The organism is Alcanivorax sp. (assembly GCF_040119285.1).
Lineage (GTDB): Bacteria > Pseudomonadota > Gammaproteobacteria > Pseudomonadales > Alcanivoracaceae > Alcanivorax.
Genome location: NZ_JBEDTY010000017.1, coordinates 1 through 24,287 on the forward strand (window position 1 = coordinate 1; position 24,287 = coordinate 24,287).

At 53.9% G+C, this 24,287-nt stretch carries 15 protein-coding genes and 3 pseudogenes; 9 read left to right on the top strand and 9 right to left on the bottom strand.

Going from position 1 to position 24,287, the window contains the following annotated elements:
* Nucleotides 1-183: hypothetical protein (locus ABNH10_RS05175; protein WP_349384989.1), on the top strand; the 183-nt coding region annotated here is incomplete at its 5' end.
* A gap of 53 nt (nt 184-236) precedes the next feature.
* On the opposite strand, the gene ABNH10_RS05180 is transcribed toward ABNH10_RS05175, so the two are convergent.
* Nucleotides 237-746: a demethoxyubiquinone hydroxylase family protein gene (locus tag ABNH10_RS05180; protein WP_349384990.1), complete on the bottom strand. Its 510-nt coding sequence runs from the start codon at nt 744-746 to the stop codon at nt 237-239.
* Between the two features lie 745 nt (nt 747-1,491).
* Here ABNH10_RS05180 and ABNH10_RS05185 point away from each other — a divergent pair.
* From ABNH10_RS05185 to ABNH10_RS05195, 3 genes are all read left to right on the top strand, one after another.
* Complete coding sequence (locus ABNH10_RS05185) at nt 1,492-3,171, top strand: ethylbenzene dehydrogenase-related protein (RefSeq protein ID WP_349384991.1); 1,680 nt, start codon at nt 1,492-1,494, stop codon at nt 3,169-3,171.
* The gene (gene rrtA / locus ABNH10_RS05190; protein WP_349384992.1) at nt 3,164-3,790 is read left to right on the top strand and encodes a rhombosortase; all 627 of its coding nucleotides are present in this window, start codon (nt 3,164-3,166) and stop codon (nt 3,788-3,790) included. Before ABNH10_RS05185 ends, rrtA begins: the two co-directional genes overlap by 8 nt.
* Nucleotides 3,791-4,048: 258 nt before the next feature.
* Nucleotides 4,049-4,351, top strand: a complete 303-nt coding sequence (locus ABNH10_RS05195) for a hypothetical protein (protein ID WP_349384993.1) — start codon at nt 4,049-4,051, stop codon at nt 4,349-4,351.
* A gap of 323 nt (nt 4,352-4,674) precedes the next feature.
* On the opposite strand, the gene ABNH10_RS05200 is transcribed toward ABNH10_RS05195, so the two are convergent.
* Entirely contained in the window at nt 4,675-9,879 is a 5,205-nt protein-coding gene (locus ABNH10_RS05200) for a choice-of-anchor J domain-containing protein (protein WP_349384994.1), read from the bottom strand.
* Nucleotides 9,880-10,047: 168 nt separating this feature from the next.
* Here ABNH10_RS05200 and ABNH10_RS05205 point away from each other — a divergent pair.
* The 3 genes and pseudogenes from ABNH10_RS05205 to ABNH10_RS05215 all read left to right on the top strand — a co-directional run.
* Nucleotides 10,048-10,334, top strand: a pseudogene (locus ABNH10_RS05205) (transposase); the annotation flags it as partial.
* 103 nt (nt 10,335-10,437) lie between these two features.
* Complete coding sequence (locus tag ABNH10_RS05210; protein ID WP_349384995.1) at nt 10,438-11,607, top strand: IS30 family transposase; 1,170 nt, start codon at nt 10,438-10,440, stop codon at nt 11,605-11,607.
* Between the two features lie 12 nt (nt 11,608-11,619).
* Nucleotides 11,620-12,510 (top strand): annotated as a pseudogene (locus ABNH10_RS05215) (IS3 family transposase); the annotation flags it as partial.
* Between the two features lie 176 nt (nt 12,511-12,686).
* Here ABNH10_RS05215 and ABNH10_RS05220 read toward each other — a convergent pair.
* On the bottom strand, nt 12,687-13,181 hold the full coding sequence (locus tag ABNH10_RS05220) for a hypothetical protein (protein WP_349384996.1): 495 nt from the start codon (nt 13,179-13,181) through the stop codon (nt 12,687-12,689).
* 343 nt (nt 13,182-13,524) lie between these two features.
* Here ABNH10_RS05220 and ABNH10_RS05225 point away from each other — a divergent pair.
* Nucleotides 13,525-13,811: pseudogene (locus ABNH10_RS05225) on the top strand (transposase); the annotation flags it as partial.
* A gap of 662 nt (nt 13,812-14,473) precedes the next feature.
* On the opposite strand, the gene ABNH10_RS05230 reads toward ABNH10_RS05225, so the two are convergent.
* On the bottom strand, nt 14,474-15,478 hold the full coding sequence (locus tag ABNH10_RS05230) for an AraC family transcriptional regulator (protein WP_300524496.1): 1,005 nt from the start codon (nt 15,476-15,478) through the stop codon (nt 14,474-14,476).
* Between the two features lie 125 nt (nt 15,479-15,603).
* Between ABNH10_RS05230 and ABNH10_RS05235 the strand changes: the two genes are divergently transcribed.
* On the top strand, nt 15,604-16,116 hold the full coding sequence (locus ABNH10_RS05235; protein WP_062816633.1) for an SDR family oxidoreductase: 513 nt from the start codon (nt 15,604-15,606) through the stop codon (nt 16,114-16,116).
* A gap of 131 nt (nt 16,117-16,247) precedes the next feature.
* Here ABNH10_RS05235 and ABNH10_RS05240 read toward each other — a convergent pair whose 3' ends face one another.
* From ABNH10_RS05240 to ABNH10_RS05260, 5 genes are all read right to left on the bottom strand, one after another.
* Nucleotides 16,248-16,448, bottom strand: coding sequence for a DsbA family protein (locus tag ABNH10_RS05240; protein ID WP_062816632.1), 201 nt, complete (start codon nt 16,446-16,448; stop codon nt 16,248-16,250).
* 426 nt (nt 16,449-16,874) lie between these two features.
* Complete coding sequence (locus ABNH10_RS05245) at nt 16,875-19,997, bottom strand: efflux RND transporter permease subunit (protein WP_008930140.1); 3,123 nt, start codon at nt 19,995-19,997, stop codon at nt 16,875-16,877.
* Nucleotides 19,990-21,657: an efflux RND transporter periplasmic adaptor subunit gene (locus tag ABNH10_RS05250; protein WP_008930139.1), complete on the bottom strand. Its 1,668-nt coding sequence runs from the start codon at nt 21,655-21,657 to the stop codon at nt 19,990-19,992. The genes ABNH10_RS05245 and ABNH10_RS05250 overlap by 8 nt, the downstream gene beginning before the upstream one ends.
* 11 nt (nt 21,658-21,668) lie before the next feature.
* Entirely contained in the window at nt 21,669-22,997 is a 1,329-nt protein-coding gene (locus ABNH10_RS05255; RefSeq protein WP_008930138.1) for a TolC family protein, read from the bottom strand.
* On the bottom strand, nt 22,994-23,536 hold the full coding sequence (locus tag ABNH10_RS05260; protein WP_008930137.1) for a DUF411 domain-containing protein: 543 nt from the start codon (nt 23,534-23,536) through the stop codon (nt 22,994-22,996). Before ABNH10_RS05260 ends, ABNH10_RS05255 begins: the two co-directional genes overlap by 4 nt.
* Between the last annotated feature and the right edge of the window lie 751 nt (nt 23,537-24,287).

Consider the following 24,287-nt stretch of genomic DNA (forward strand, 5'->3'; position numbering starts at 1 on the left):
TATTCATCCTCGGTTGTTTCCGTTAATGACAACAACTTGACCTCTTCGCTTATACCTCCTGCCGAGGCTTGGAGAGATAACAAAACTAGCAATGTGAAAAATACTATCTTCATGACTTATAACGCCTCTATCACTGGACAGCGGGCTGTAGTTGTAATTTATGTTAACGAAGCGGCAGCGTAGTGCATATATTGCAACGAAGGACTGCTGTTCCAGTGCATAGCTTTGTTACATGTTTATAACTTAGTGCTAAGCCAAATTGCAAACTCAGTGGATTTTCTAACCACCCAGAATATAGGCTTATAAATAAATGACTTTGAACCGTGAGATTGGCCGAATTCTTGGTGCTCTTCCTCATCAGCTTTAATGCTCATGACTGCCTCATGAACCTCTACGTCATTCTTAGATAAGAAGTCCAATTGCCAGCCCAAATGATGCAGTACAGTAGATTCAATTGAATCGGTACAAACCCAAATTGCATTCCTACCTGCTAGAGCAGTTAAGAATCCTAAAGTTGCTCCGCCAAACGCCCAGAAATACAGCGCGTAACAGTGTCTAATATTCCGGCTTTTAAGGATGCGATCAAAGGTATTAAAGTGCTTTTTTTCATGGCTCAGCATCTCTTCAATTTTAGGAACGATATCTTTGTACAAATAGCGCGCAACAAACAATTGAGATCGATATATATTAATCGCCCCAAATTCACCTGCATGGTCCACTCTAAGAATTCGTTCAACTTCGATCATATTGCGATACTGATAATGACATGTAACGCTGCGAGCAGAGGCGCGCATTTTGCGTCCGCTGCCTTGCCTGGTTAAGTGGCGACACACCAACGCCTCTACTGGCACGATGTGAGCCTGAGAACCAGACTGAATTTATGGCACCCGCAAGAACGCAGACTTTGCAGCCACCCCCAACAATGAACGTGGCCGCCCACAACGAACGGGGCAACCAAGCCACAACCTCTTATTTTTCTAACGGCACACAAACGCTCGCTTATGGCACCGACTCAGAATCTTGCGCTGCAACAATAAAGCGGAGCCATTTAACAGCGTATTCAGTCGAACGATTCGACATATCTTTTTTCGACATATTTCTTAACAGGCTACAGGATATAATTTCGATAAACCCATAACATTTAGTAACTTATACAATAAGTGAGAATATTTCCCATCTAACAAAACTCGAACGAGCGGCCTATTTCCGGGGACTCCATGCATATTTAAGTCGCAATCCGAACCAAAGATCAATGACTTAGCGAATTTTGAGCTATCTCCTACACGCATTTGCCCCCGTTCTGTTGAGCACGGGGTCCCATAGCCCCAGCCTGCTATGGGTAAGGAGAACGCTATGAGCAACATGACGAACCCACTCTTCTCATAATGTAGCTGAAAATATAATTTTAAGACTTTGCCCTACGAATCAGTTCCCGCTCTTCAAAATCTATCGCCATCAAACTGTCAAAACTAACCGATAATATCGCCGGCCATGGAAAAAAACCTCCGCACCGGTCGCAGCAAGCTGCCGGTCTTCATATTGCATACCCTGGTAATTGTCTGCCTTGCCGGTGCCTTTCTCACCGGTATGCGCATTGCTTCCGCTTCCGAGCCCCAGAGCTGGGCAGCGGCGATCAGTGCCAGCCTTCCCCAGGGCAACGTCTATCGCTGGCACAGTTATCTGGGTGCAGGAATTCTCTTTATCACCGTCGCCTATGTGATCTTCATCGCCGTATCGGGCCATTACCGGCGACTGCAACGCCGGCCTAAACAGTCACGTTGGTCGCGGGAAAACCTGGTGCGGCAGATCATCGCCTTGGGGCTGGTTCTGGTGGTTCTCTCGGTGGCCACCGGCCTGTGGCTATACTTGGGCGACCCGGGTCAGTACCGCAGTGTTGTTTTGACGATTCATCATGTCAGTGCCTGGAGCTTTGTGGTTTACACCGTGGTGCATCTGCTCAGCGTGCTTCTGGCAGGCGGGATGCGCCGGCTTCTGGCTATCTTCCTACCCCGTTTTACTCAGCCTGGCCTGACCACCACCACCTGTCTGGCCGCTCTTGCCGTGGCAAGCTGGCTCTACGCTTCCGGCAACCGCGCCGGTATGGAGTTATTGATTCACTACACCCAAACACCTGTGGCATTGGACGGAGAAGCCCGGGAAACAGCCTGGGCGGGCATTGCCCCCGTCACAGTCCATACCTTCAAGGGGCGCAATCAGGGTGACGATGGCATTCCTGTGGAGATCCGTGCCCTGCACGACAGCCTTTACGCGTATTTCCTGTTTTCCTGGGCGGACCCTACCCGCAGCCTGACCCATCTACCGCTGGAAAAAACCGAAGACGGCTGGAAGGTCATCCAGACCGAAGCCCGTACTGCCAATGAGAATGTCTTCTATGAAGACAAGTTCGCGGTCATGCTGTCCCGCTCCTCGGAAATGGCCGGGGCCGGCACGGTGCATCTGGGCAAAGGGCCTCTGTCACGTCATCCGGATTCTGCCGGCGGCCGGGGACTGCACTACAGCACCGATGGCACCTATGTGGATGTCTGGCACTGGAAGGCAGTGCGTACCGGACTGAGCCTGGGCCAGGCCGACGATAACCACTTCGGCCCCGCCTTGCCTTCGCAATCGGAATACAAGCGCTACACCGCCGGCTACCAGAAAGACCCGGACTGCGAGCATCTGGTGCGCTGGGAAGCCAACGACTATCAGCTCAAACCCGAATGTGGTGGCTACATCATGAACTGGACACTCTATGATGATGGCATTATCCAGCCACGCCGCTTACCTCGGGACATTCGCCAACTGCAAAGCCTGAGCCAGATGGACCGCAATGCCAGCACGTCTGACGAAGGCCAGTGGTGGATGGACTGGAACGATACAGTGCGCTACAACGCCGAAATCGACACCCTGCCGGTAGGCACGGTGATACCTTCGGTATTGTCTCTAGGGCCTTTTACTCAAGGACGCGGCGGCGTGGATGCCGGGGCCCGCTGGGCCGATGGCCGCTGGACATTGGAAATTCGCCGTCGCCTGCAGGTGAACAATAAGTATGACCTGCCCATCGAAGACGGCATGCACCTGTGGGTGGCGCCTTTCAATCATAGCCAGACCGGCCATGCCTACCATTTGCACCCGCTGAGGCTATCGCTGGAGCCCGCACCGAATGAGTGACCGGGGCAACCTCCTCTCCCTGATCCTACCGCTGTCGCTGGCAGTGTTGATGCTGTTGCTGCAACTGGCCGTTGACAGCCAGTTATTGCGTCTGGATGTGGGTGCCCTGCAGCAGGGCCAGATCTGGCGACTGCTGACCGCCCACTGGGTACACGCCAGCATGCCCCATGCCTTACTGAACCTGGCGTCTCTGCTAGCCATTCTCTGGCTATTACCGGAACTGCGAGCATCCCGGCGCTTACTCACTGTGCTATTGGTGAGCAGCCTGTGGATCGGTTTTATCCTGTGGCTGTGGTATCCACACATTCGTCTGTATCTGGGTTTTTCCGGGGTTTTCTATGCACTTTTGGCCAGCGGCACCGTGCTCATTTGGCCTTCTCCATTGGGCCGCCTGCTGGCCCTGTTCCTCTTGCTCAAAGTCATCTGGGAACAGACTCTTGGGCCCATACCATTTTCTGCTAAGCTCTCTGACGGCAAGGTCGCCATCGAAGCCCATTTGCATGGCGTGACCAGCGGTTTGCTTGTGGGTCTACTGATACGCGGAATAACTAGAACCCCCGCCTCTAAACAGAGCATAGTGAAATTTTCAGGCTACTCTCAGCAGCCGCCAGCAAAATAGACTCGCGCTGAACTCTGTGGTTATTCGCCGTATTGCACGATATACGTTTAAAGGGAGCACCGCTGTATCGGCTTTTTCAGCCGTCTTTTTGACACTATTTCGTCACGCTCTACCTTTACGTTAGGCCTCACAAATCACGGTTTACGTCGCTACAGTATTGTTACAGCGCTGAGTAACGGAACGCTCGTACAAAATTAGTGACCCGGATTCAGTCTACGTTGTAGCATAGAGGGCGTCATGTGCATGGAGTGTAGAACGATGAGCAAGCAGCCCGCCCACCTCAAGCCCATTTACCCTGCAAAGACACACTCCAAAATGAACGCCAGCTTTCTCGGCTACGTCGCTCTGTTTACCACGTCTGAAGAGATCCTGGCGTTTGGAGGCTATGGTCATCCCGAAGCCCCATATTACCGAACAGACCACCCTGCCTGGGCTCATCGTTTTGAAACGCTGGAAGACCTAAACCAGTTTCATGCCAAAGCCAAAGAGTCGGTGCTCCCCCTGGCCCTCTATGATACGAACGGCAAACTGATGCTAGAGCATGTAGCCCCGATACATTGATGCAATATAGCCTTTGTACCATGCTTTGCGAGGTGTAACCCTCAACCCTCAAGCCTCAAAGCAGTAAGAAGGCAACGTTTGCGCCTTTCGGGGTCCTTAGGAATCTGTGGCCCCTTTTGTTTCGTTCTCCTTTCTCTGCCACACCTCTTGAATACTTTTTTCTTGTTCTTGAATAAAGTCGAGTGCTTTGCCAAGTAACTCTGATATTGACGAGGTAGCTGCCTCGTCTTTTTATCCTTTTAAAGCTCGAAATTCCTGACGCAAACATTGGCCATAAAAAAACGCACCCCGCCAAAGCAAGGTGCGCTGCTTTTTTGTCCGGTTCAGGTATCAGCCACGGCGACGCGGCGTCGCCCTCCCATCAACATCAGAGCCAGCAGCAGGAATTCGAAGCCGCTGGCGCCCAGGAACTCATCGTCATCATCGTCCCTGGCATTGCCACCGCCATTGTTCTCACCACCGGTATCGGGGGTTTCCCCTTCCACGTCAGCCATCTTCAGATCCGCGTACACCAGTCGGTGATCCGAGCTCTGCACACCCGGGCCAACCAGCGGGTACAGTGCATCTGCCTGCCCTGGCCAGAATACGGCAGTCTGTTCCACGTCCAGGCCGAACTGGGAGGGCAGCACATAGTCGGCACGCATCTGCCAGTCGGCGGTGTGATTGGGGGCGTTCTCGTTATCGGGATCATTTTCCACTGCACCGGTGCTGGACGGCATCACCATACCGTTCACATGGCTGCTACCGATCAACAGGCTCATCGGGTCACCGGTGGCATCACCCTCTACCGGCGAGGCGTTCAGATCGCCCAGGATCACGAATCGGGACTGCGCTGACAGACCGCCAGTATTGCCTTCGTCATCATAGATGTAGGAAGACTTGGCCGGGTCCACGTAATCCGCCCAGAATCGAATTTCGTCATGGTTGCGCTTGCCGTTGCGATCCTCTTCGCCGTCAAACACCGGCGGCGTGGGGTGGCTGGCCAGCATGTGAATCACACGACCATTCACTTCCACTGGCACGTCCCAGTGGCTCTTGGAAGAGAGGCGGAACGCATTCAGCTCTTCGTCCGTGAACCACGCTCCGCCGGTTTCCGGATCGGTGGGCAGCATGGCATCAGGCATGTCCTTCCACAGGAAGGTCTGGAAGGTGCGCACTTGCTCGGTAGCGATGGGGTATTTTGACAGCAGCACCATGGCGTACTGGCCCGGGAAATCGCCAAAGCCGTAGGCATCATCCCCGCCACTGCCCGCTTCACCGTCATTATTGAAATCGAAGGCCGTCATCACCCCGGTATTCGATTCCGCCAAATACATGTAGCCGTATTCGATCGGTTCCGCGCCGTTCTGGCTGACCTTGAAGTAGCTTTCCTGTAACGCCTGCACCGCGGTGCCGTCGGCCACATAATCGAACTCGTTGAGCAGGATCACATCCGGGCGAACACGCTGAATGATTTCCGCCACCTTGGCGATCTGTATATCTTCACCGCCCTGGGCATCCGTGAGAATCATCCCTTCACTGCTGCGGTTCAGGTAGGCATTGAATGTGGCCACCCGCAGATCACCTTGCGCCTCCGGTACTCCTTCGTTGGTGGATGCCACCACGGTCACCAGATCATCCCGTGTCACGGTGCTGGTGATGCCATCGGCACCGGTCACCGTCAGCGTCACGGAGTAATTACCGGCTTCCGTATAGGTATACTCCACCTCCGCGTCGGCGGCGATGTTGCCGTCACCGAACTCCCACAGGTAGGTGTAGGGTGCCACGCCGCCACTCAAAGAGGCCTTGAAGGTCACCGGCTGGATGGTAGTGTACTCGGTCTGCGCCAAATTGAAGCTGGCGTTCATGGCCTCTTCTCCATAGGTACTGATCACCTGGAAGTTGTCCACTCCGGTGCGACGGCCTTCGCCGGAACCCGTGCCGGTGGTGGTGTAGCGGAACGCGATGTGCGCCGGGCCGGTGTACTGGGCCACATTCACTTCGTAGTCGGTCCAGGCGTCATCTTCTGCCCCGGACTGATCCACGTCCAAAGTATTCCAGGTAACACCTTCGGCCAGCGGGTCACCACTACCGGAGTAGTTATTGGAAATCAGCACTTCTAGAGCCGGCCCCCCGTAGTTGGTGTAGATGTGGAAACGGGCCAGGGCATTTTGCCAGCTCAGAATTTGCAGTTCCGGCGAAATCAGCCAGTCATCACTCACATCATCGGCACCGAAACCGCTGGCGATAGCGCCGGTCTGGCTGGCACGCTCTTCCACCACCCAGTCCGCGTTACTGCTGCGCGAGTAGGCGCCGAAGCTACCCAGGGAACTGACGTCGTTAAACTCCTCCTTGGTGACTTCCTTTTCCTGCTTGACGCCGTCCAGGGTCTTCACGATCTGGGCATTGGCCACCCCCATGCCCGCACCATCCCCCGGACCGGTGCCTGTGGAAGTGTAGATAAACGCGATGTGCGCTATGCCTTCGTAACCGGCGAGGCTGATCGGTCCCATCGATTGCCACTGATCAAACAGCACCGGGAAATCCACATTCAGGTCGGTCCAGGTGGCCGATTGTGGATCGGCGCCGTCAGTATAGTCGGTGGAGATCATCACCTTCAGGGCCGGGCCGTCGTACTTCTGGTAAAAGTCGAATTCCAGCGCGGCGCCTTCCCCGATGTCGGTGCCCGGGAAGATCAGCCAGTCGTCACTGGCAGCATCGGCACCGAAGCCATTGATGAAAGCGCCATTGATACCCAGTTCGCTGCCCCCTTCCCAGTTAGCGGCACTGGCAGCACTGTGGTTGGTCCAGTCGGAAGGAATACCGGAGGCAAAGTCAGTGCCTTGAACTGTGGCATTTTGATAGTTGCCCCGCACCACGATGTTATCCACTTCCCAGGCACGGCCACCGCCGCCGCCCGTGCCGGTAGATACATACTGGAATGCCAGATAGAGCGCTTCACCACTAATGCCGGAAATATCCACGCTGGTGGGTGTGAACACATAGCCGCCTTCCGCCGGTGCCGACCAACAGAAGCTGTCGGTGGTGTCGTTGCACTCGGGGATAGTCGTCCAGTTTGCAGACGCCGGGCTCGCATTCACCGCCGGATCGTAGTCACTGGAGTAGGCCAGTCTCAGCATGGGGCCATCGAAGTTATAGGCACTTTCGAAACTGAGAGAGGCGTCAGCATAGAAATCCAGCGCCAGGGCCGGGATGATCAGCCAGTCATCACTGATGGCATCGGCGCCAAAACCATTCATGTAAGCATAATTGGCGCCACCGAATTCCGCCGCTGCCCAGTCATTGTTACTGGTGACGCTGAACTGGTTCAGTTCACCCAGTGTAGCGCTTTCAAAGTCTTCCTCGAAGATTCTTGGCACCGCATTGGACAGGGTTTCCGCAGCCACAGGGTCGCTGGCCGCAGCCAAACCCGCAGCACTATAGGGACGTACCCGGTATTCGTAACTCACACCTTCATCAAGCTGACTGTCCACATAGGTAGTGGTATCCGCCTCCAGGCGCCAAGTGAGAATATCCCAGTAACCTTCGGCGTTTTTTCGCTCCACCTGATAGCCGCTTTCCTCGAAGGTGTCGGCATCATCCCAGTTCAGTTCGATCTCGCTGATTGACCGCGGTGTAGCCGTAAGCGTGGTGGTAACAACCGGAACGGTATCGACAACATTGGAGAGTACCGCCGTCAGGTCCATGTCGAAGCTCACATCGGAACTGCCGGCATCCGCCTGGTGCAGCTCCACGGCGACCACGTTATTGCCGGCCTGCAACAGCTCCGGTTGCAGATGGAATTCGTAGTAGGTGCTTTCTGCGGAACCGCCAATGGCATTGCTGGCGAAGGTGGACGCAGTAATTTCACCGCCAGGCATGTTGCTGCGCAGGGCTTCTTGCCCATTGATGTGCACCACGGCGCCATCATCACGCAACAGACGCAGTGTCAGTTTGATCACGGCCCCCGGGGCATCCACGGTGAAGTTGCGACGGAAATAGGTGGCAGTGAACTTATGGTTGGCATCAGCCCCGAAACTGATTTCGGTAGTTTCGTCGCCATCACCATAGCCCAGTTGGGCATTGCCCACGGCCCAGGCAGAGTCATCAAAGCCCGGTTGCTCCCAGCCATCCGCAGAACCGCCGTGATCCAGATAACGCCACTGGCTGCCGGTTCCGACCAGTTGCACGTTATCGATGTCAGCGCCTTCAAATCCGGTGACCGGGAGACTGATAACTTCACCGGACAGCGGCTGCCAGAACGGCAAGCCAGCCGGCATAGCGAAGGCATCCGCATCCTGCTCCGCCTGAGTCAGCGCCGTGACCGTGGTCGGGTCAAGCAGTGTGCCCGCATTCATTTCTTTTTCGGAACCGAAACGGATGGTACGGATATCCAGATTGTCCGGGGAAGCATGGACCAGCTTGAATTGCCAAAAGGAGGCACTGTCCATGGTCCAGGGCTTGTCATCATCGGTTGGGCGGGTCGGGGCGCCCCAACTGCCTTCACCGATCAGCAGAGTGCCATTGGTATCATCGCGCTTGAAGTCCTGGTAGCTGCCTTCGCCGGTGTCATAGACCACCGGGAAGGTGTACTTGGACATATGAGTATCAGACTCAACGATGACGTCGAACCCCGTATCGGTGAAGGTCTGGGCCCAGGCGGCGATGCGCCCGTCACCTTCGGATTTTCCGCTGGTATGCGGGCGCATGGGGCGATGGTAATTCCCCACTTTCCATGTCGCAGAGGAAGCGGCGGCATCGGTGGCCAACCACACGGTTTGGGCATCCCAAACGGTGCTGTCCTGGGTAGCATACGCGCCATAGCCAACGCCAGGCTCGACTTCAGAATTAAGGGTAAAGATACGCATCATATCGCCCCCCACGTTCAAGCCGTAATAGCCATCCTCGGGAATCCCGAATACATGGCTAAGCATGTCAGTAACATCATTTTCATGGTTACCGTGAGAAGCCACGATGGGGTAAACCCGGCCATCATTACTGCGGCTAAGCTGCCAATCTTCCAGCCACTCCACCCACTGGGTATGGGAACCCACATCGGTAAAATCACCGTTGAACAGTACAAAGAGGGGGCGAATGGTGGCGACCAGCTCCATACCTATCTGGCGGGGTTCACGGTTGGTCCGCGAGTCACCACCGGCAATAAAGGGGAAATCACTGGCACTGTCCGGTGCCGTCATGAACCAGGAGGACTCACTGCACCCTTCGCTGTCACAGACCTGGTAATAATAAGCGGTATCGGAAGTAAGTCCGGTAATCCGGGCAAGCTGGGTTTCCAGCGTCTCAGAGGCGGCATCGCCGGGGTGCAACATCTCAGTGGTCTCATCCACCTCTTCACGAATCCAACCGGTACCGTCGCTGCTAGTCCCGATCATGACATGGGGATCCGACCCGGATAACAGACGCCAGCCGAGTGTTGCAGTAGTTGCCGGATCATCTGTCCAAGCCAAACGATGCAGATCGCTGGCTGCATATGACACCTGGTTACAGCCAGCCAGCGCGAGCAGCGCAGCCAGTAAACGCCCTTTCATACCCTCACCCTCTTTCGTTATCCGTTCCGTCAAATACGGGAAGAAAACCAGAAGGAAAAGTAGCAGGTGATTATTACGTGAAAGACACAGAAATATGTCTGTTTTTGAAAGGGGATGAGTTTGCTAGACACCGTTCAGCCATCCAAAATGGCAATCAGAGAGGTATCCATGAGCAGCAAACGCTATCCCGAAGAATTCAAGATAGAGGCGGTTCGTCAGGCGACTGATCGTGGTCACAGTATGGCCCAAGTGGCTGATCGTCTCGGTGTCACCACTCACAGTCTCTACGCCTGGATCAGGAAGTTTGGCCCGGATTCCGAGCAGCATCAGGCCAATGCAGATGATCAAGTCGAGATTCGCCGACTCCAGAAAGAGCTCAAGCGCGTTACCGAAGAGCGAGACATCCTAAAAAAAGCCGCGGCGTACTTCGCCAGCGAGTCCGATTGAGGCCCGCCAGGCTGTTTCCGCCAGCGGCCTGGTCACCGCGAGCAGTGACGGTGGTAGATTCAACTGGTCAGTGCAACATAATGCACACTGGTAACTATCGGGGCTTTCAGAATGCCGCAGCAAGTATTAAAGACCAGAGGGCTGACCTGCCAGCAGAAGAAGGAGCTATGGGCTCGATGGAAGAAAGGGCAGTCGCTTAGCGAGATTGGCAGAGCCCTTGGGAAGCATGCTGGATCGATTACTGGAATGCTCGCCATACATGGCGGCATTGCCCCTCTGGGACGTTCCAGGTCGGCAAGAGTGCTTAGTAGCTCTGAGCGCGAAGAGATTTCAAGAGGCATCTCAGCGGGACTGACATTGACTCAGATTGCCGACTCGATGGGACGGTCTGCCTCAACCATCAGTCGAGAGGTCAGTCGTAACGGGGGAAGAAGTCGGTACAGGGCGAACGTGGCAGATCGGCGTGCCTGGACCCAATCAAAACGTCCGAAAAAATGCCTTCTCGCATTGAATGAGCCCCTCCGTGCAGCCGTTGCCGAAAAGCTGAGCCTTGACTGGTCTCCAGAGCAAGTAGCAGGCTGGCTAAAACGCCAGTTCCCGGACGACAAGTCGATGCATGTGTCCCATGAAACGATTTACCGAAGTCTCTTTATTCAAGCCCGAGGTGTTCTGAAGAAGGAACTTGTCAAACACCTCCGATCAAGACGCGGTATGCGTCGATCACGGCACAGAAGCTCTGAAGAGGCAGAATCCCGCACCAGCATCACGGATTTAGTTTCTATCCGTGCTCGGCCAAAAGAGGTTGAAGACAGAGCTGTTCCTGGCCATTGGGAGGGAGACCTGATATCCGGATCCAAGAACTCACATATTGCGACGCTTGTAGAGCGGCAGTCTAGATTTACGATGCTCGTTCATGTCGGCGGCAAAGATACGGAAAGCGTTGTTTCGGCGCTTTGTCGGGAAGTTGGCCAGCTCCCCGAGGAGTTGAAGAGAACCCTGACCTGGGATCGAGGGGGTGAGCTGGGTAACCACAGGAAATTTACGCTTGCGACCGGCATGCAGGTTTATTTCTGTGACCCGCATAGCTCCTGGCAAAGAGGCAGCAACGAGAACACCAATCGTCTGTTGCGCCAGTACTTCCCGAAGAAGACCGATTTATCGGGCTATTCCCAGAAGCAGTTAAATGAATTTGCAAGGAAGCTGAATGAACGACCGAGGAAAACACTCGACTACCTGACACCTGTGGAGAAGCTACAAAGTATATTTGCGTTGACCGGTTGAACTCACCACCGCTCTCTTGATGTCGGACGATCTGAATCGTACGCGCTGATAGACCAGTTGAGTGAGCAGGAGCCTGTTGAATTGGTCTGTACAGCGTTTGATGTGAGCCGCTCCAGCTACTACGAGTATCGCCAGCGACACCACTACATTGATGCGGAGCGTGTGACCCTTAAGGCGATGGTTAATCGTCTATTCAAGCAGAGTAGAAGTTCAGCGGGAAGCCGCACGATACAAGGGCTTCTCAATGAGCAGGGGGAGAAAGTTGGCCGCTTCAAAGTACGCAGTCTTATGCGTGAACTGGGGCTGATCTGTAAGCAGCCCGAGCCCCATGCCTACAGGCAGGCGACGGTAGAGCGGCCAGATATACCGAACCATCTGGATCGAGAGTTTACGGTGGCAAGCCCTAATCAGGTGTGGTGCGGAGATATCACCTATATCTGGACGGGGCAGTGCTGGAGTTATCTGGCCGTCGTGCTTGATCTCTTCGCACGACGGGTTGTTGGTTGGGCGGTCTCCAGCCACCCGGATGCAGATCTTGTGGTAAAGGCCCTGGATCATGCTTGGGAACAGCGTGGTCAACCCGATAAAGTCATGCTCCACTCGGATCAGGGCAGCCAGTACGCCAGCCGCATGTTCCGGCAGCGTCTATGGCGCTATCGGATGCAGCAAAGCATGAGCCGACGGGGCAATTGCTGGGACAATGCGCCAATGGAAAGGCTGTTCCGAAGCCTAAAGTCAGAGTGGGTTCCTACGATGGGCTACCGCAACTTGCCCGAAGCAAAAAAAGATATCGGTGACTATCTAATGGGTTACTACAATCACCACAGGCCTCACAGTTACAACGGCGGGATTGCACCCGCCAGGGCAGAGGAAAAACCTAAATCACTGTCCGGTATTAGTTGACCACTACAATAAGAATAGTCTTATACCACTAAGAAACTACAAAGCATCCAAGCCATCCCCAATTCACAGGCAACCCCAATTAGGTTCGGCAGGAGATCACCCGATTGGTACGCACCCCTAATTACGGGCAGGAGAAGAACCCGAAAGACCTAACGAATTAATCGCAGAAGCCAAGTTCAACGAGAAAGAATATGATCAACACCAGAAAAACCAAAGCATCCCAGAATTTCATCTATTTCATCAATACTAACCTTTCTCTCTTCATCCATATATCTCAAAACCCCATATCTAGCATGCTCAGCATTCCTAGAAGAAATAAAGTTATACAAATGCATAGACCCTGTTGGACTATAATCCTGCATGCTAATCATTTCATCAAAAACAGTATCCAAAAAAACTTTTCCTTTTTTTGACTCCAGCATATAAGGATTAACCACATAAGAAGAAATTTCACTCGCCACTTTTTTATCTCTATCCATCAAAGACAAAAAACTCTCACCATATAAATCGTCTATGCCTGCATCATTTAAAAGCTGATCAAGCGATTCAGCATCAGATTCAGCGAATGTGCTCCCTGCGTATTTTCTTTCAATATCAAGGCATGTTTGATCCGCATCGGATACACTGGAAAGCGAAAAAAATAATAGTCCAACAGGAAGCAACCTCATCATCAACCCTAAATACCTGAATATAAATGAACACTACAGCCTGAATTTCCCCAGTTAACACTATGCGTAAAACCATGGACCGAACCAGACCCCCAAAGCTTATCCATAAAGCCAACGGTATTGTATATTACATTAACTTTATTCGGTGATACTGCTGCTTCGAGAACAAGAGCTGACCCATTTACACCGTAAGCTTCAATTTTTCCAGCCACGTAGTCTGTCAAAGATGGTGCAGATAACACCCGCAAGTGTTGGTCCAGGTATGTTTTCATTGTGAGCAAATTGAATAGCCACCAGTTTGCTAGACACCTTTCAGCCATCCAAAATGGCAACCAGAGAGGTACCCATGAGCAGCAAACGCTATCCCGAAGAATTCAAGATTGAAGCGGTTCGTCAGGTGACGGATCGTGGTCACAGTGTGGCCCAAGTCGCCGACCGGCTCGGCGTCACCACCCATAGCCTGTACGCCTGGATCAGAAAGCTTGGCCCGGATTCCGAGCAGCCTCGGGCCAATGCTGATGACTAGGTCAAGACCCGCCGGCTCCAGAAAGAGCTTAACCGCGTTACCGAAGAGCGAGACATCTTAAAAAAAGCCGCAGCGTACTTCGCCAGCGAGTCCGATTGAGGCCCGCCAGGCTGTTTCCGCCAGCGGCCTGGTCACCGCGAGCAGTGACGGTGCCCTCGCCGACCGTGGCATGGGTAATCTGTTCCCGTTCGCGGTTCTGGTAACTGGCAGTCATATTATTCATGTTGACGCCAAGTATCAGGGTTTGTGCTGAAGCGGTTTGTGTCGGGCCTTGCGTTTGGCCCTGAGGAGCGCCTGCACCAAGAAGGCAATAGGGGGAGACGCATATATTCAGCCCTAAAGAATGATGCCTTCCGTGCAAGCCAAACGGCCTCACCCGGCCTGCATATAAACTCGGTAATGGGCAGACAGAGATAGTCCCTCCTAAAAACCATCCAGATCTCCCCATGAATCCTCTCACATATCGCTATATCATGACCGCCCACTGATTCATTACCCCCCATGGAGGACCTGTGACCGCGGACCTAAGCCAACATACACCTATGATGCACAGGTGTGTTTGAGCTGATTTTATTGGGCTGCGCCATCCTTTTACCCTCTTGCTACACCAGAACTTACACTTGTGGTCTGGATTTAGGCGGATGTAGATGGACTGATATACATATAAGAAAAGGCCATCGCATAAAGTGGCAGATGCAGTGCTAACTAAGGAGTAAAATTCCGCGATACCGGAGCATGGCAAGCGCCAGCCATGATCAGCCTTTTTCTTTCAAGCGTGCCGCTGCCGATAAGCCTGAGGTGTCATACCTGTCCAACGGATGAAGCTACGGGTAAACGCACTATGCTCGGAGTAGCCCAGCAGCAAGGCGATATCCACCAGCCCCAGGCGGGTTTCTCGCAGATAGCGTTCAGCAATCTCCTGGCGTACTGCAGCCACCTCCTTGAGAAAGCTGGTGCCCGCAGCCGTCAATTGACGTTGCAGGGTACGAACAGACAAATCCATACCTTGCGCAACCGAAGAAATCTCCGGATTCTTATCAGGCAACAAGCGCCCAATGCGGCGACGCACCTCATCAATCAACGGGGACTGCGTAGGGAGGCATGCTAGAAGAGAGTCTGCCTGCTCTTCCAATATGGACAGCATGGCCGGATCTGCCGTATGGAGAGGTTCCATCAAGGTCACAGCATCCATGCATATCACCGTATCTGCTTGCTCAAATTCGACTAGGCAGCCGAAAAAGTCTCTGTACTCGCTGATGGCGGCTGGGGTTGGATTAATAAAAGAAACATAGGACGGAGACAAATCCGGGCGTGTCAGACTCCGACACAGATGCACCAACGTCGTGATAGCAGTTTCATCCACCAAAGGGCCCGGCCGGCCATGCTCCGCATCCCATACAAGCTCTACGGCAGTGCCGCTTACTCGTACTTCCAAAGGAGTCACGTCGTAAACCAACCGCTGATATCGGTGCAAACGACTCAAGGCTTCCCCCAGATCCCGAGAGGCCATAACTACATAACCCAGCACACCAATGTGGCGCAGGCTCAGCGTTTGTCCCAGATGAAGCCCAAGCAGGGGATCATTAAGGTGGCCGGCTGCACACTCCAGAAGCCTGCACCAGTCATCAATCGGCAAATCTGCATTCAAGGCAATATCTGCCGGTGGTCGTGATATTGGCAGCAAGCTATCACTATCCAGCCCTCTTACGTCCAGATACTCATACAACGCAAGCGCGAAGCTGGCCGGTATACGGCGCCGATGAGGAACAGTCATGAGCATCTCGCTATTGGACAACCCTGTTGGCGTAAAGTGTTAAATTCATGGCAGCCCCTGTCAAGCAAACCGCCCCCCATTCAGCCAAACTAACCTGACTATAAATGGATTCCCAGGGTCGAAACATGCAGCTATTGGTTACCGGCGCAGCCAACGGTATCGGCGCCAGCCTTACTGAACTGGCCATGAAAAAAGGTCACCGGGTCATCGCCACAGATGCAGACATCAAGGCGCTGAACCAACGCTGGGAACACCAGCCATCGGTACGCTGCGAACCTCTGGATGTCCGCGACGAAGCCCAATGGAAACGCCTGATCAGCAAGCTTGAAGACGAAGAGCAGACCATCGAAATGCTGGCGAATGTGGCCGGTGTATTGCGCAGCGGACGCACCGGTAACCTCAATAGTGCCGACATTCGCCTGATGCTTGACGTGAATGTACTGGGCGCTATTTTAGGTACCAACGCCCTTGCCGCCCACATGATCAGCCGCTGCTCGACCGACTGGAAGTTGACGCTGAGACTACTGCTCCCTGCGCTACGCGGTGCATGGCTGAATGGCCCGGTGCGCAGAGCGTTGGTGACTGGGGTATCCCAATCGCCTTGGCTTCGGCGGTATCCTGCTCCAGAATGGCCGTAATATCGCGCCCAGTGATCTGCTCACGGGCCCTCTTAACATCCAGCCCCGTCGCTTTGGCTGCTTGCCAATCGCCGTGCCAGCAAGGCTGAACGGCAAAGACCGTCTCCTGCACCGGTAGATAAACTCCTTGTTTACGCGATCCGCGCTGCTTCTTCCGAACTCCGGTGAAAGAGGACGTAACGGAGGACCAGTCGCACATCATCCGGGTATTCAGCCATGAGTTCCTTGACGATGTGATAAAGCGCCCAGCAATCCTCACAAGCGGGATCAAAGAATTCTACGATCCTCACCGGCGCGTTGGCGGGGTCGATGACCGGCAAGTGCGAGGGCATCAGCTCACCCCCCCCTCCTGCGCCACGGCTTTATCGCGCTGTCCCGTAGAGAATTGGTTTAAAGCAGACCTGCTGTGGCGACGCCTAGCGCGATAAAAAGAGCGGCGGTGATGGTTGCGCGTTTATTCATGATCTGTAGCTTCAGTTGAGGAATCGATAGAATGAAATTGCACGCAAGTGCGACGCAGGGCCTCAAGCTGCACTGAGGTTCCCTAGGTCACTGATTGCGCTAGGAACAGTTCATGGAAGAGGCACCATAATGCTCAGAACGCACCTTTATCAGATGCCCGGCGGCTTGACCGACAACATCCCTTAAAGAACATTCGATCAGCCAATGACCGCCAGCCGAATCCAGACATTTTTTACGCGCCTACCCTAACCTCGAGTAATAAAAATGCCGCTCAAAACAGATTCAGACAGATCATCCTAACTTTTTAGCGAATATCCCCTCCAAAGATAATATACAACGGGCAACACCAGCAGTGTCAGAACCATCGCGCTCAACATGCCGCCTACCATCGGAGCCGCAATTCGGCTAACAACTTCTGCACCTGTGCCAGAGCTAAACATAATGGGCAGCAAGCCAGCAATAGTGGAAACCCCCGTCATCATCACTGGTCTGACACGTAGCCCGGCTCCGTGTGTCACGGCTTGAAATAGTTCCTCTCGCCGGAATGGCGCTCCTTTCTCTTTGCAATCACTTACGAATTGACTGTACGACTGATTGAGATAGGTCAGCATAATGACGCCAATTTCTACCGCGACACCCGCGAGAGCGATAAACCCAACCGCCACAGCTACAGAAAAGTTGAAATTCAAGAGGAACATTAACCAGATGGAACCGATTACAGCAAGCGGCAAGGTTCCTAGAATTATGGCTACTTCAGCGAAGCTCCTGAAGTTCATGTACAGCAGTATGATGATAATAGCCAAAGTCAGCGGTATTACATAGGTCATCTTCTCCTTGGCGCGCTGCATATATTCATACTGGCCGGACCAGGTTACCGAATAGCCCGCCGGCAAATCCAGTTGTTCCTGAACGGTCACCATGGCCTGCTCAACGTAAGTGCCTACATCCACGCCTTCGATATCCACAAAAGTCCAGCCGTTGAGCCGTGCATTTTCACTCTTGATTGCCGGGGGGCCTTCCTCTACATATACCTTTGCGACATCGCCAAGTGCAATACGCTCTCCGGCCGGCGTAACAATGGGTAGCAATGCCAATTGTTCCGGCGAGTCCCGGTAATGCTGCGGGTAACGCAAATTGATCGGATAGCGTTCAAGCCCCTCAATCGTCTGCGACACATTCATTCCCCCAATGGCGGTAGCCACCACCTGCTGCACATCGGCAATATTCAGGCCATAGCGTGCCGCCTGTTCCCGCTGAATATCCACCTTGATATAGCGACCACCGGCCACCCGCTCAGAGTAAACCGAGGCGGTTCCGGGCACATCTTTGAGGACCTGTTCCAACTGCTGGCCAATGGCCTGGATTTCTTTCAAGTCCTCGCCCGCCACTTTAATACCTACCGGCGTTTTGATGCCGGTCGCCAGCATGTCAATTCGGGTTTTTATGGGCATCACCCAGGCGTTGGTCAGGCCGGGGAATCGTACTAGAGCATCCATCTCCTTTTTGAGTTTCTCTGTGGTCATGCCCTCGCGCCACTGGTCTTTGGGTTTGAGCTGTATGAAGGTTTCAATCATAGTCAGTGGCGCTGGGTCAGTCGCCGTGTCGGCACGACCGATCTTGCCGAACACGGTATTGACTTCCGGCACCGTAGCAATCAACTTATCGGTTTGTTGCAGTAACTCCCTGGCTTTTCCGATGGACAGCCCCGGATAAGTGGTGGGCATATACATCAGGTCGCCCTCATCTAAGTCAGGAATAAACTCACTGCCGATTTGATTGACTGGCCAGATCCCAATCAAAAGTATCACAACAGCCATTGCAAGCGTGGTTTTAGGGAACCGCAAGACGCCTTTGAGCAATGGCATATAGCCAGCAATCAGTATCCTGTTTACCGGGTTATTGCTTTCGGCGACCACCTTTCCTCGAATGAAATACCCCATCAAAACCGGAACCACTGTAACAGCGAGCGCCGCACTGGCCGCCATGGCATAGGTTTTAGTAAATGCCAGCGGACTGAACATCCGTCCCTCCTGGGCCTCCAGGGTAAACACCGGAATAAAGCTGACGGTGATAATCAGCAGACTGAAAAACAATGCGGGGCCCACCTCCGAAGCCGATTTCGCCACTACTTGCCAACGGTTTTCCGGCGTCAAAGGCGTCCGCTCCATGTGCTTGTGCATGTTCTCGATCATAACGATGGCACCGTCAATCATCGCGCCTATTGCAATCGCGATACCGCCCAGCGACATAATGTTGGCGTTCAGACCTTGAAGATGCATCACGATAAAAGCCGTCAAAATGCCCAACGGAAGGCTGATGACAGCAACCAGTGATGACCTGACATGAAAGAGGAAAATGACACAGATCAGCGCCACAATGGCGAGTTCTTCGAGCAGACTTTTCCATAAACTGTCAACGGCCCGGGAGATTAATCCGGAACGATCATAAACGGTGACAATCTCTACCCCTTCGGGCAAACCGCTTTTGAGCTTTTCCAGCTTTTCTTTGACGCCGTCAATGGTTTTTTGAGCATTTTCTCCCGAGCGCATCACCACGATACCGCCCACAGTTTCACCTTCACCATTGAGCTCAGCTATGCCACGGCGCATCTGTGGCCCCACTTCGATTTCAGCTACGTTTTTCAGTAACAGCGGAGCGCCGTTAGCGTTCACACCCAAGGGAATGTTACCGAGATCCTCCACGCCTTGGATGTAACCCGTGGCGCGCACCATATACTCTGCTTCCGCCATTTCCACCACTGAGGCACCGACTTCCTGGTTACCACGCTGAATGGTGTTTTGAATGTGCGACAGAGGAATATCAAAAGCACGTAGCTTTTCTGGACTGACCTTTACCTGGTACTGCTTAACCATGCCGCCAAGGGCCGATACCTCAGAAACGCCGCTCACCGTTTGCAGCTCGTATTTCAGGAACCAATCCTGCAGGCTGCGCAGCTGGCTCAAGTCATGCTTGCCACTGCGATCCACCAACGCGTAGAGGTAGACCCAGCCAACCCCGGTTGCGTCCGGCCCAAGTTGTGGCCGAGCGCTTGGTGGCAGTGTGGGAGCCACTTGGGACAGATACTCCAGCACCCTCGAACGGGCCCAGTAGGCATCAGTATCATCATCAAAAATGACATAGACATAGGAATCGCCAAAAAAAGAATAGCCCCGCACGGTTTCCGCGCCCGGCACCGATAGCATGGCCGTGGTCAGTGGATAGGTGACTTGGTCCTCCACCACCTGCGGCGCCTGCCCGGGGTAGTTGGTCTTAATGATGACTTGTACGTCGGATAGATCCGGGATCGCGTCTACGGGGGTATTCTTCACGGAATAGAGGCCCACACCCACCAGCATCAAGGTGCCCAGCAGCACGAAAAATCGATTGCTGATGGACCAACGAATGATGGACTCAATCATGACGATGCTCCTCCTTGTCGTGATGATCGTGCTCCATGGCGTCCTGGCTCATGCTGTCGTGGTCCGGCATAGACATCTCATCGTGGCCCTTCTCGCTCTGTTCCGGCATCGAGCCCTGGCCTCCCCCTTCATGCTGGCTGTGGTCCATTTCAGAAGATTCGGTATCGCCTGTAGATCCTTCACCGGGGATGTGAACTTGGCTCAAGCGGTAGTCACCGCCGCTATCCTTTACTATCTGTACATGCAGGCGCATCCCCGGCTCGAGATCCTCCATGCTGACGCCTTCCTCGACCATGAAATCCATGGTCATGGCGGGCCAATCCCAATCTGGTATCGGCTCGTGCTCGAGAGTGGCCATACGGTGATCGGGCATCAGGCTGAGAACACGAGCGGAAACCCAAGTCGACGAGGGTTCAATGTCTTCTTCAACAGAGGCTTGTTCGCTCTGGTCGGGACGTGGCGTCATGCGTTCTAAATCTGCGGTTTTGCTGGACTCCGAGTCGATCAGGAATTGTGCGGAGGTGACGAGACGCTCCCCTTCATTTAAGCCAGCCAGAATTTCCACTTGCCGCTCTCCGACGCGCCCCACTTCAACGACTACGGATCTAAACCTGCCCTCTCCTAGTGCCAATACCACGCGTGCTTGACTGCCGGTACGAATCAAGGCTTCACGTGGAATCAACAGGGTTTCCGCTCCCGCCTCGGTTTCAATGACCATCTGCGCGAACATGCCTGGTTTCAAGAACCCATCGGGGTTGTGGAAGTGCACCCGGACCTGGGCTGTACGGGTTTCGGCATTGAGTGACGGATAGAGGTAATCTACCTGCCCCAACCACTCTCGACCGGGTAGATAGTCCAAGCGCATACGCACAGGATCGCCCTCACTGACCAGGTTCGCCTGGCGCTCAAACACCTCTCCGATCACCCAGATGTGCTCCAGCTGACCTATGCTCATCATATTAGTGCCGGGTTTGATGAACATGCCTTCACGCACCGAGAGATTCTCCAATACACCGGACTGAGGGGCCGCGAAAGTGATGTGTTGATTAATCCTTCGGGTTTCACGCACCCGGTCGATTTCATTTTGAGGTAAGTTCAACGCCAACAGCTGGTCCACCGCGGCACCTACAGCCACTGAATTGTCGCGCTTTAGCGCCATTAGCAGCTCTTCTTGGGCGTTGACCAGCGTGGGCGAATAGAGCGTGTACAAAGGTTCGCCTTTTTTGACCGGATCGCCAACTGCTTCAACGTAGAGCTTCTCAATCCAGCCCTCAACTCGCGGGTTGACATGCACCAAGCGATTCTCACTGTATTGCACATACCCGACGGTTCTAACCTCCGGCTGAAGTCTGCCGGAGTCAACCCTAGCGGTACGCACCCCGAGATTATTGACCACCACGGGGGAAATTTTGACGGTCCCAGGCTCATCCTTACCACTGCCCTCCTCATAAACCGGAACAAGGTCCATGCCCATGGGCGATTTGCCGGGTTTGTCACGCCGATATTCGGCATCCATGGGTGCCACCCAGTACAGCGGTTGCCGTTCGCCTTCAGTGGCTGTAGTCCCATTTTCGTTGACGTCACTCAACAACCAGAATCCCGATACACCGAGCAACGCACCCACGGTTGAACCAAGCAGTACTTTAGTTAATGTATTCATTATTGACCTTCCTAAAACGGTTCGATTGCCCGTGCATCGTCCGACGAGGGCTCGGCGAGCAGGTAATTGATTTGGGCCATTATTTTCTGACGCTCCACCGCGATCACAAGTGCTTCGACTTTGGCATTCAGTTCGGCAATGCGCGCCCGGACGGCCTCGGCGAAGTCTCCGCTATCGTTGCCATAGGCCGCCAACGAAGCCTCTGCCTGGTCGGCCATTTGCGGTAGCAGCTGCTCGGTGTACAGCGCCAAGCGCTCATCGAGCCGCGTCAGCTGAACGCTCGCCGTTTCCAGTTCTGCCATCAGTTGGCGACGAAGCAAGTGCCTTTCGGTTTTGATGGCTTCGGCTCGATTCACGGCGGCGCTAACCTCCCTGTCCTGGCGGTTGCCTGTGAAAATAGGAAGATCGAACGTCACACCAATTGAGAACAGATCAGACCGCTCCCGCCCCATGGGATCGCTGGCGCGAGAGCCGTATTGGGCGGTCAGGCCCCACTCGGGTTTGTATTTCTGTTCTGCCAAATCGACGCCGGTTTGGGTCGCGTCAATGCGCTGCTCCAGCGCCATCAGAGCTGGGTGATGGCGGATCAACTGGTAGCGTGCGTGTTCGTCAGCGGCCTCGATAGTCGGTATAGTCAGCGGCCTGGCGAGTGATGGCGTCGGCAGTATCGGCGCTAAGGGGACTCTTGCAGCAGCCCCGATCCATTCAGACAGGCGGCGCTGTGCGGCCTCTTTCTGCTGCTTTAGCGTTGTCAAGCGATCATCCAGACGGGTTAGCTCCAACTGCGCGCGAATGACATCCTGCTGACGGACCTGACCCAACCCCGACGAATAATGGGCCTCGGCAGATTCCACCAGTTGCTCGAACAACCCCCGATTCCGCTCGATCAATCGAATACTTTCCTGTGCCCTGTAGGCCTCTAGCCATAACTGACTGGCCGTTGCTTCCACCTTGGCGCGGCGATCTATCCTCAGCAGAGGGTGCTGTCCAGCAAGCTGCTGTTTTTGCCGTTTGGCAAGCGCCAGACTGTCACCACGTGGGAACATTTGCGTGACACCCACCGACAACTGAGTCATAGCCTCCTGGTTGATGTCGAAGCTATCTACGGGGAAATTGCCCGCCATCAGACTTACGCGGGGATCCGGCAAGCTCGCTGCGGCAGTCGCCTCATCATTGAGCGCCTGCTGGGTGTGCTTGCTGCCAGCAAGCCAAGGATCTGCTTCGACGGCGAGGGCTACCGCTTCTTCCAAGGTCAGCGATTCCGAAACCGGCTGAGCAAGGGCTGTAGCACTGCCCAAACCAAGTGACATAACGGATAGCATTATGACTAGTACTCTCATAACTGAACTTCCTGTTGATCACCCGGCTGATATTGCTGGGCGGGGTTCTCTACACTGACAAACACTTCGGTGTTGCCATCTTTTTTCATCAGCAGGACCTGATAAGCCCTAAACCGATCTTCAGCCTCCATCCCCGGACTGCCAAGGGGCATGGCGGGTACAGTCAGACCCACAGCATCAGACGGAGGGTTGGCCAGAAACTGTTGGATGTAGCGCGCCGGGATATGCCCCTCGAAGACGTAGCCTTGTGACGATACGGAGGTATGACAGGAGCGGAGATTGGGTGCGATCCGATACCGATCTTTTATGAGTTTCAGGCTTGATGGGTGTTGGACATCTGTTTCAAAGCCCTCGACATCTATATGGTCAATCCACTTTTTGCAGCAGCCGCAACTTCGACTTTTGTAGACGGTGAGCACCTCAGCGCCACCAATGGCCCAATCAGGACTAGCGAATCTCTCCTCCACTTTCCCACAAGCAACTAGCAAGGGCAGCGTGAGCAACCCCAGCATCAGAATTTTAAGGCGTGATGAATGCATATTTGCCTCCCATGACAAATCGCCACTTCGTGTTCAGGTTTCAATTAAAAGGCAACGCCGCTTCGCCTCCCTTTGGGACGGCACATTACCTTTAGTACTTGGTTAGCACGGATTAATTGAGTGAAATCAGGCGATTGGAGGTCTTAGAAAAGGGAAAATCGGTGCCAGAGGAAGGGCAAGGTAGCGCAAACCTGAAGTCTCAGAACGAGTCCCCAATGACTCCGGGGTAGTCACGGAAGAAGTCAACATCTGAATTGACAAGGCACATCCCACCACCGCACAGCCAACCCCCGATTTATCGGTATCGCAGCACGCCCCCTCTGCAGACTGCACGCTCTCGACAGGGCCCATTGCTTGGTGATCAGTGTGTTCGGCAACACCTTTTAAGTTCGTGGATAGCTCGTTCGCTCCATCATCCATAGTGCAATAGCGGGGCATACCCATGGCAGAGGCCTCCCACAAGAACGGCATTGTTAGTAGAACTACAACAACTGTTATCCGGTTCACCCAGTCACGCCTTTGTCTGTGCCGAATCGGCGACAATCTCTATAATCTATAATGTCTCTATTACCCGAACGATCTATATTTCCTGTGCGTCGGTGCAATAGTTCTACCCTACCGGTCTATCGCGTCACCCCTGCTCAAAAAGGCGGTCGCCCAAGCGTAAGATCTTTCAGCTACCATGATAAGAAGAAAAAACCAACAGAAAGATGGCATCAAGATTACAAATTTGTAATCTATTCGTCACGTC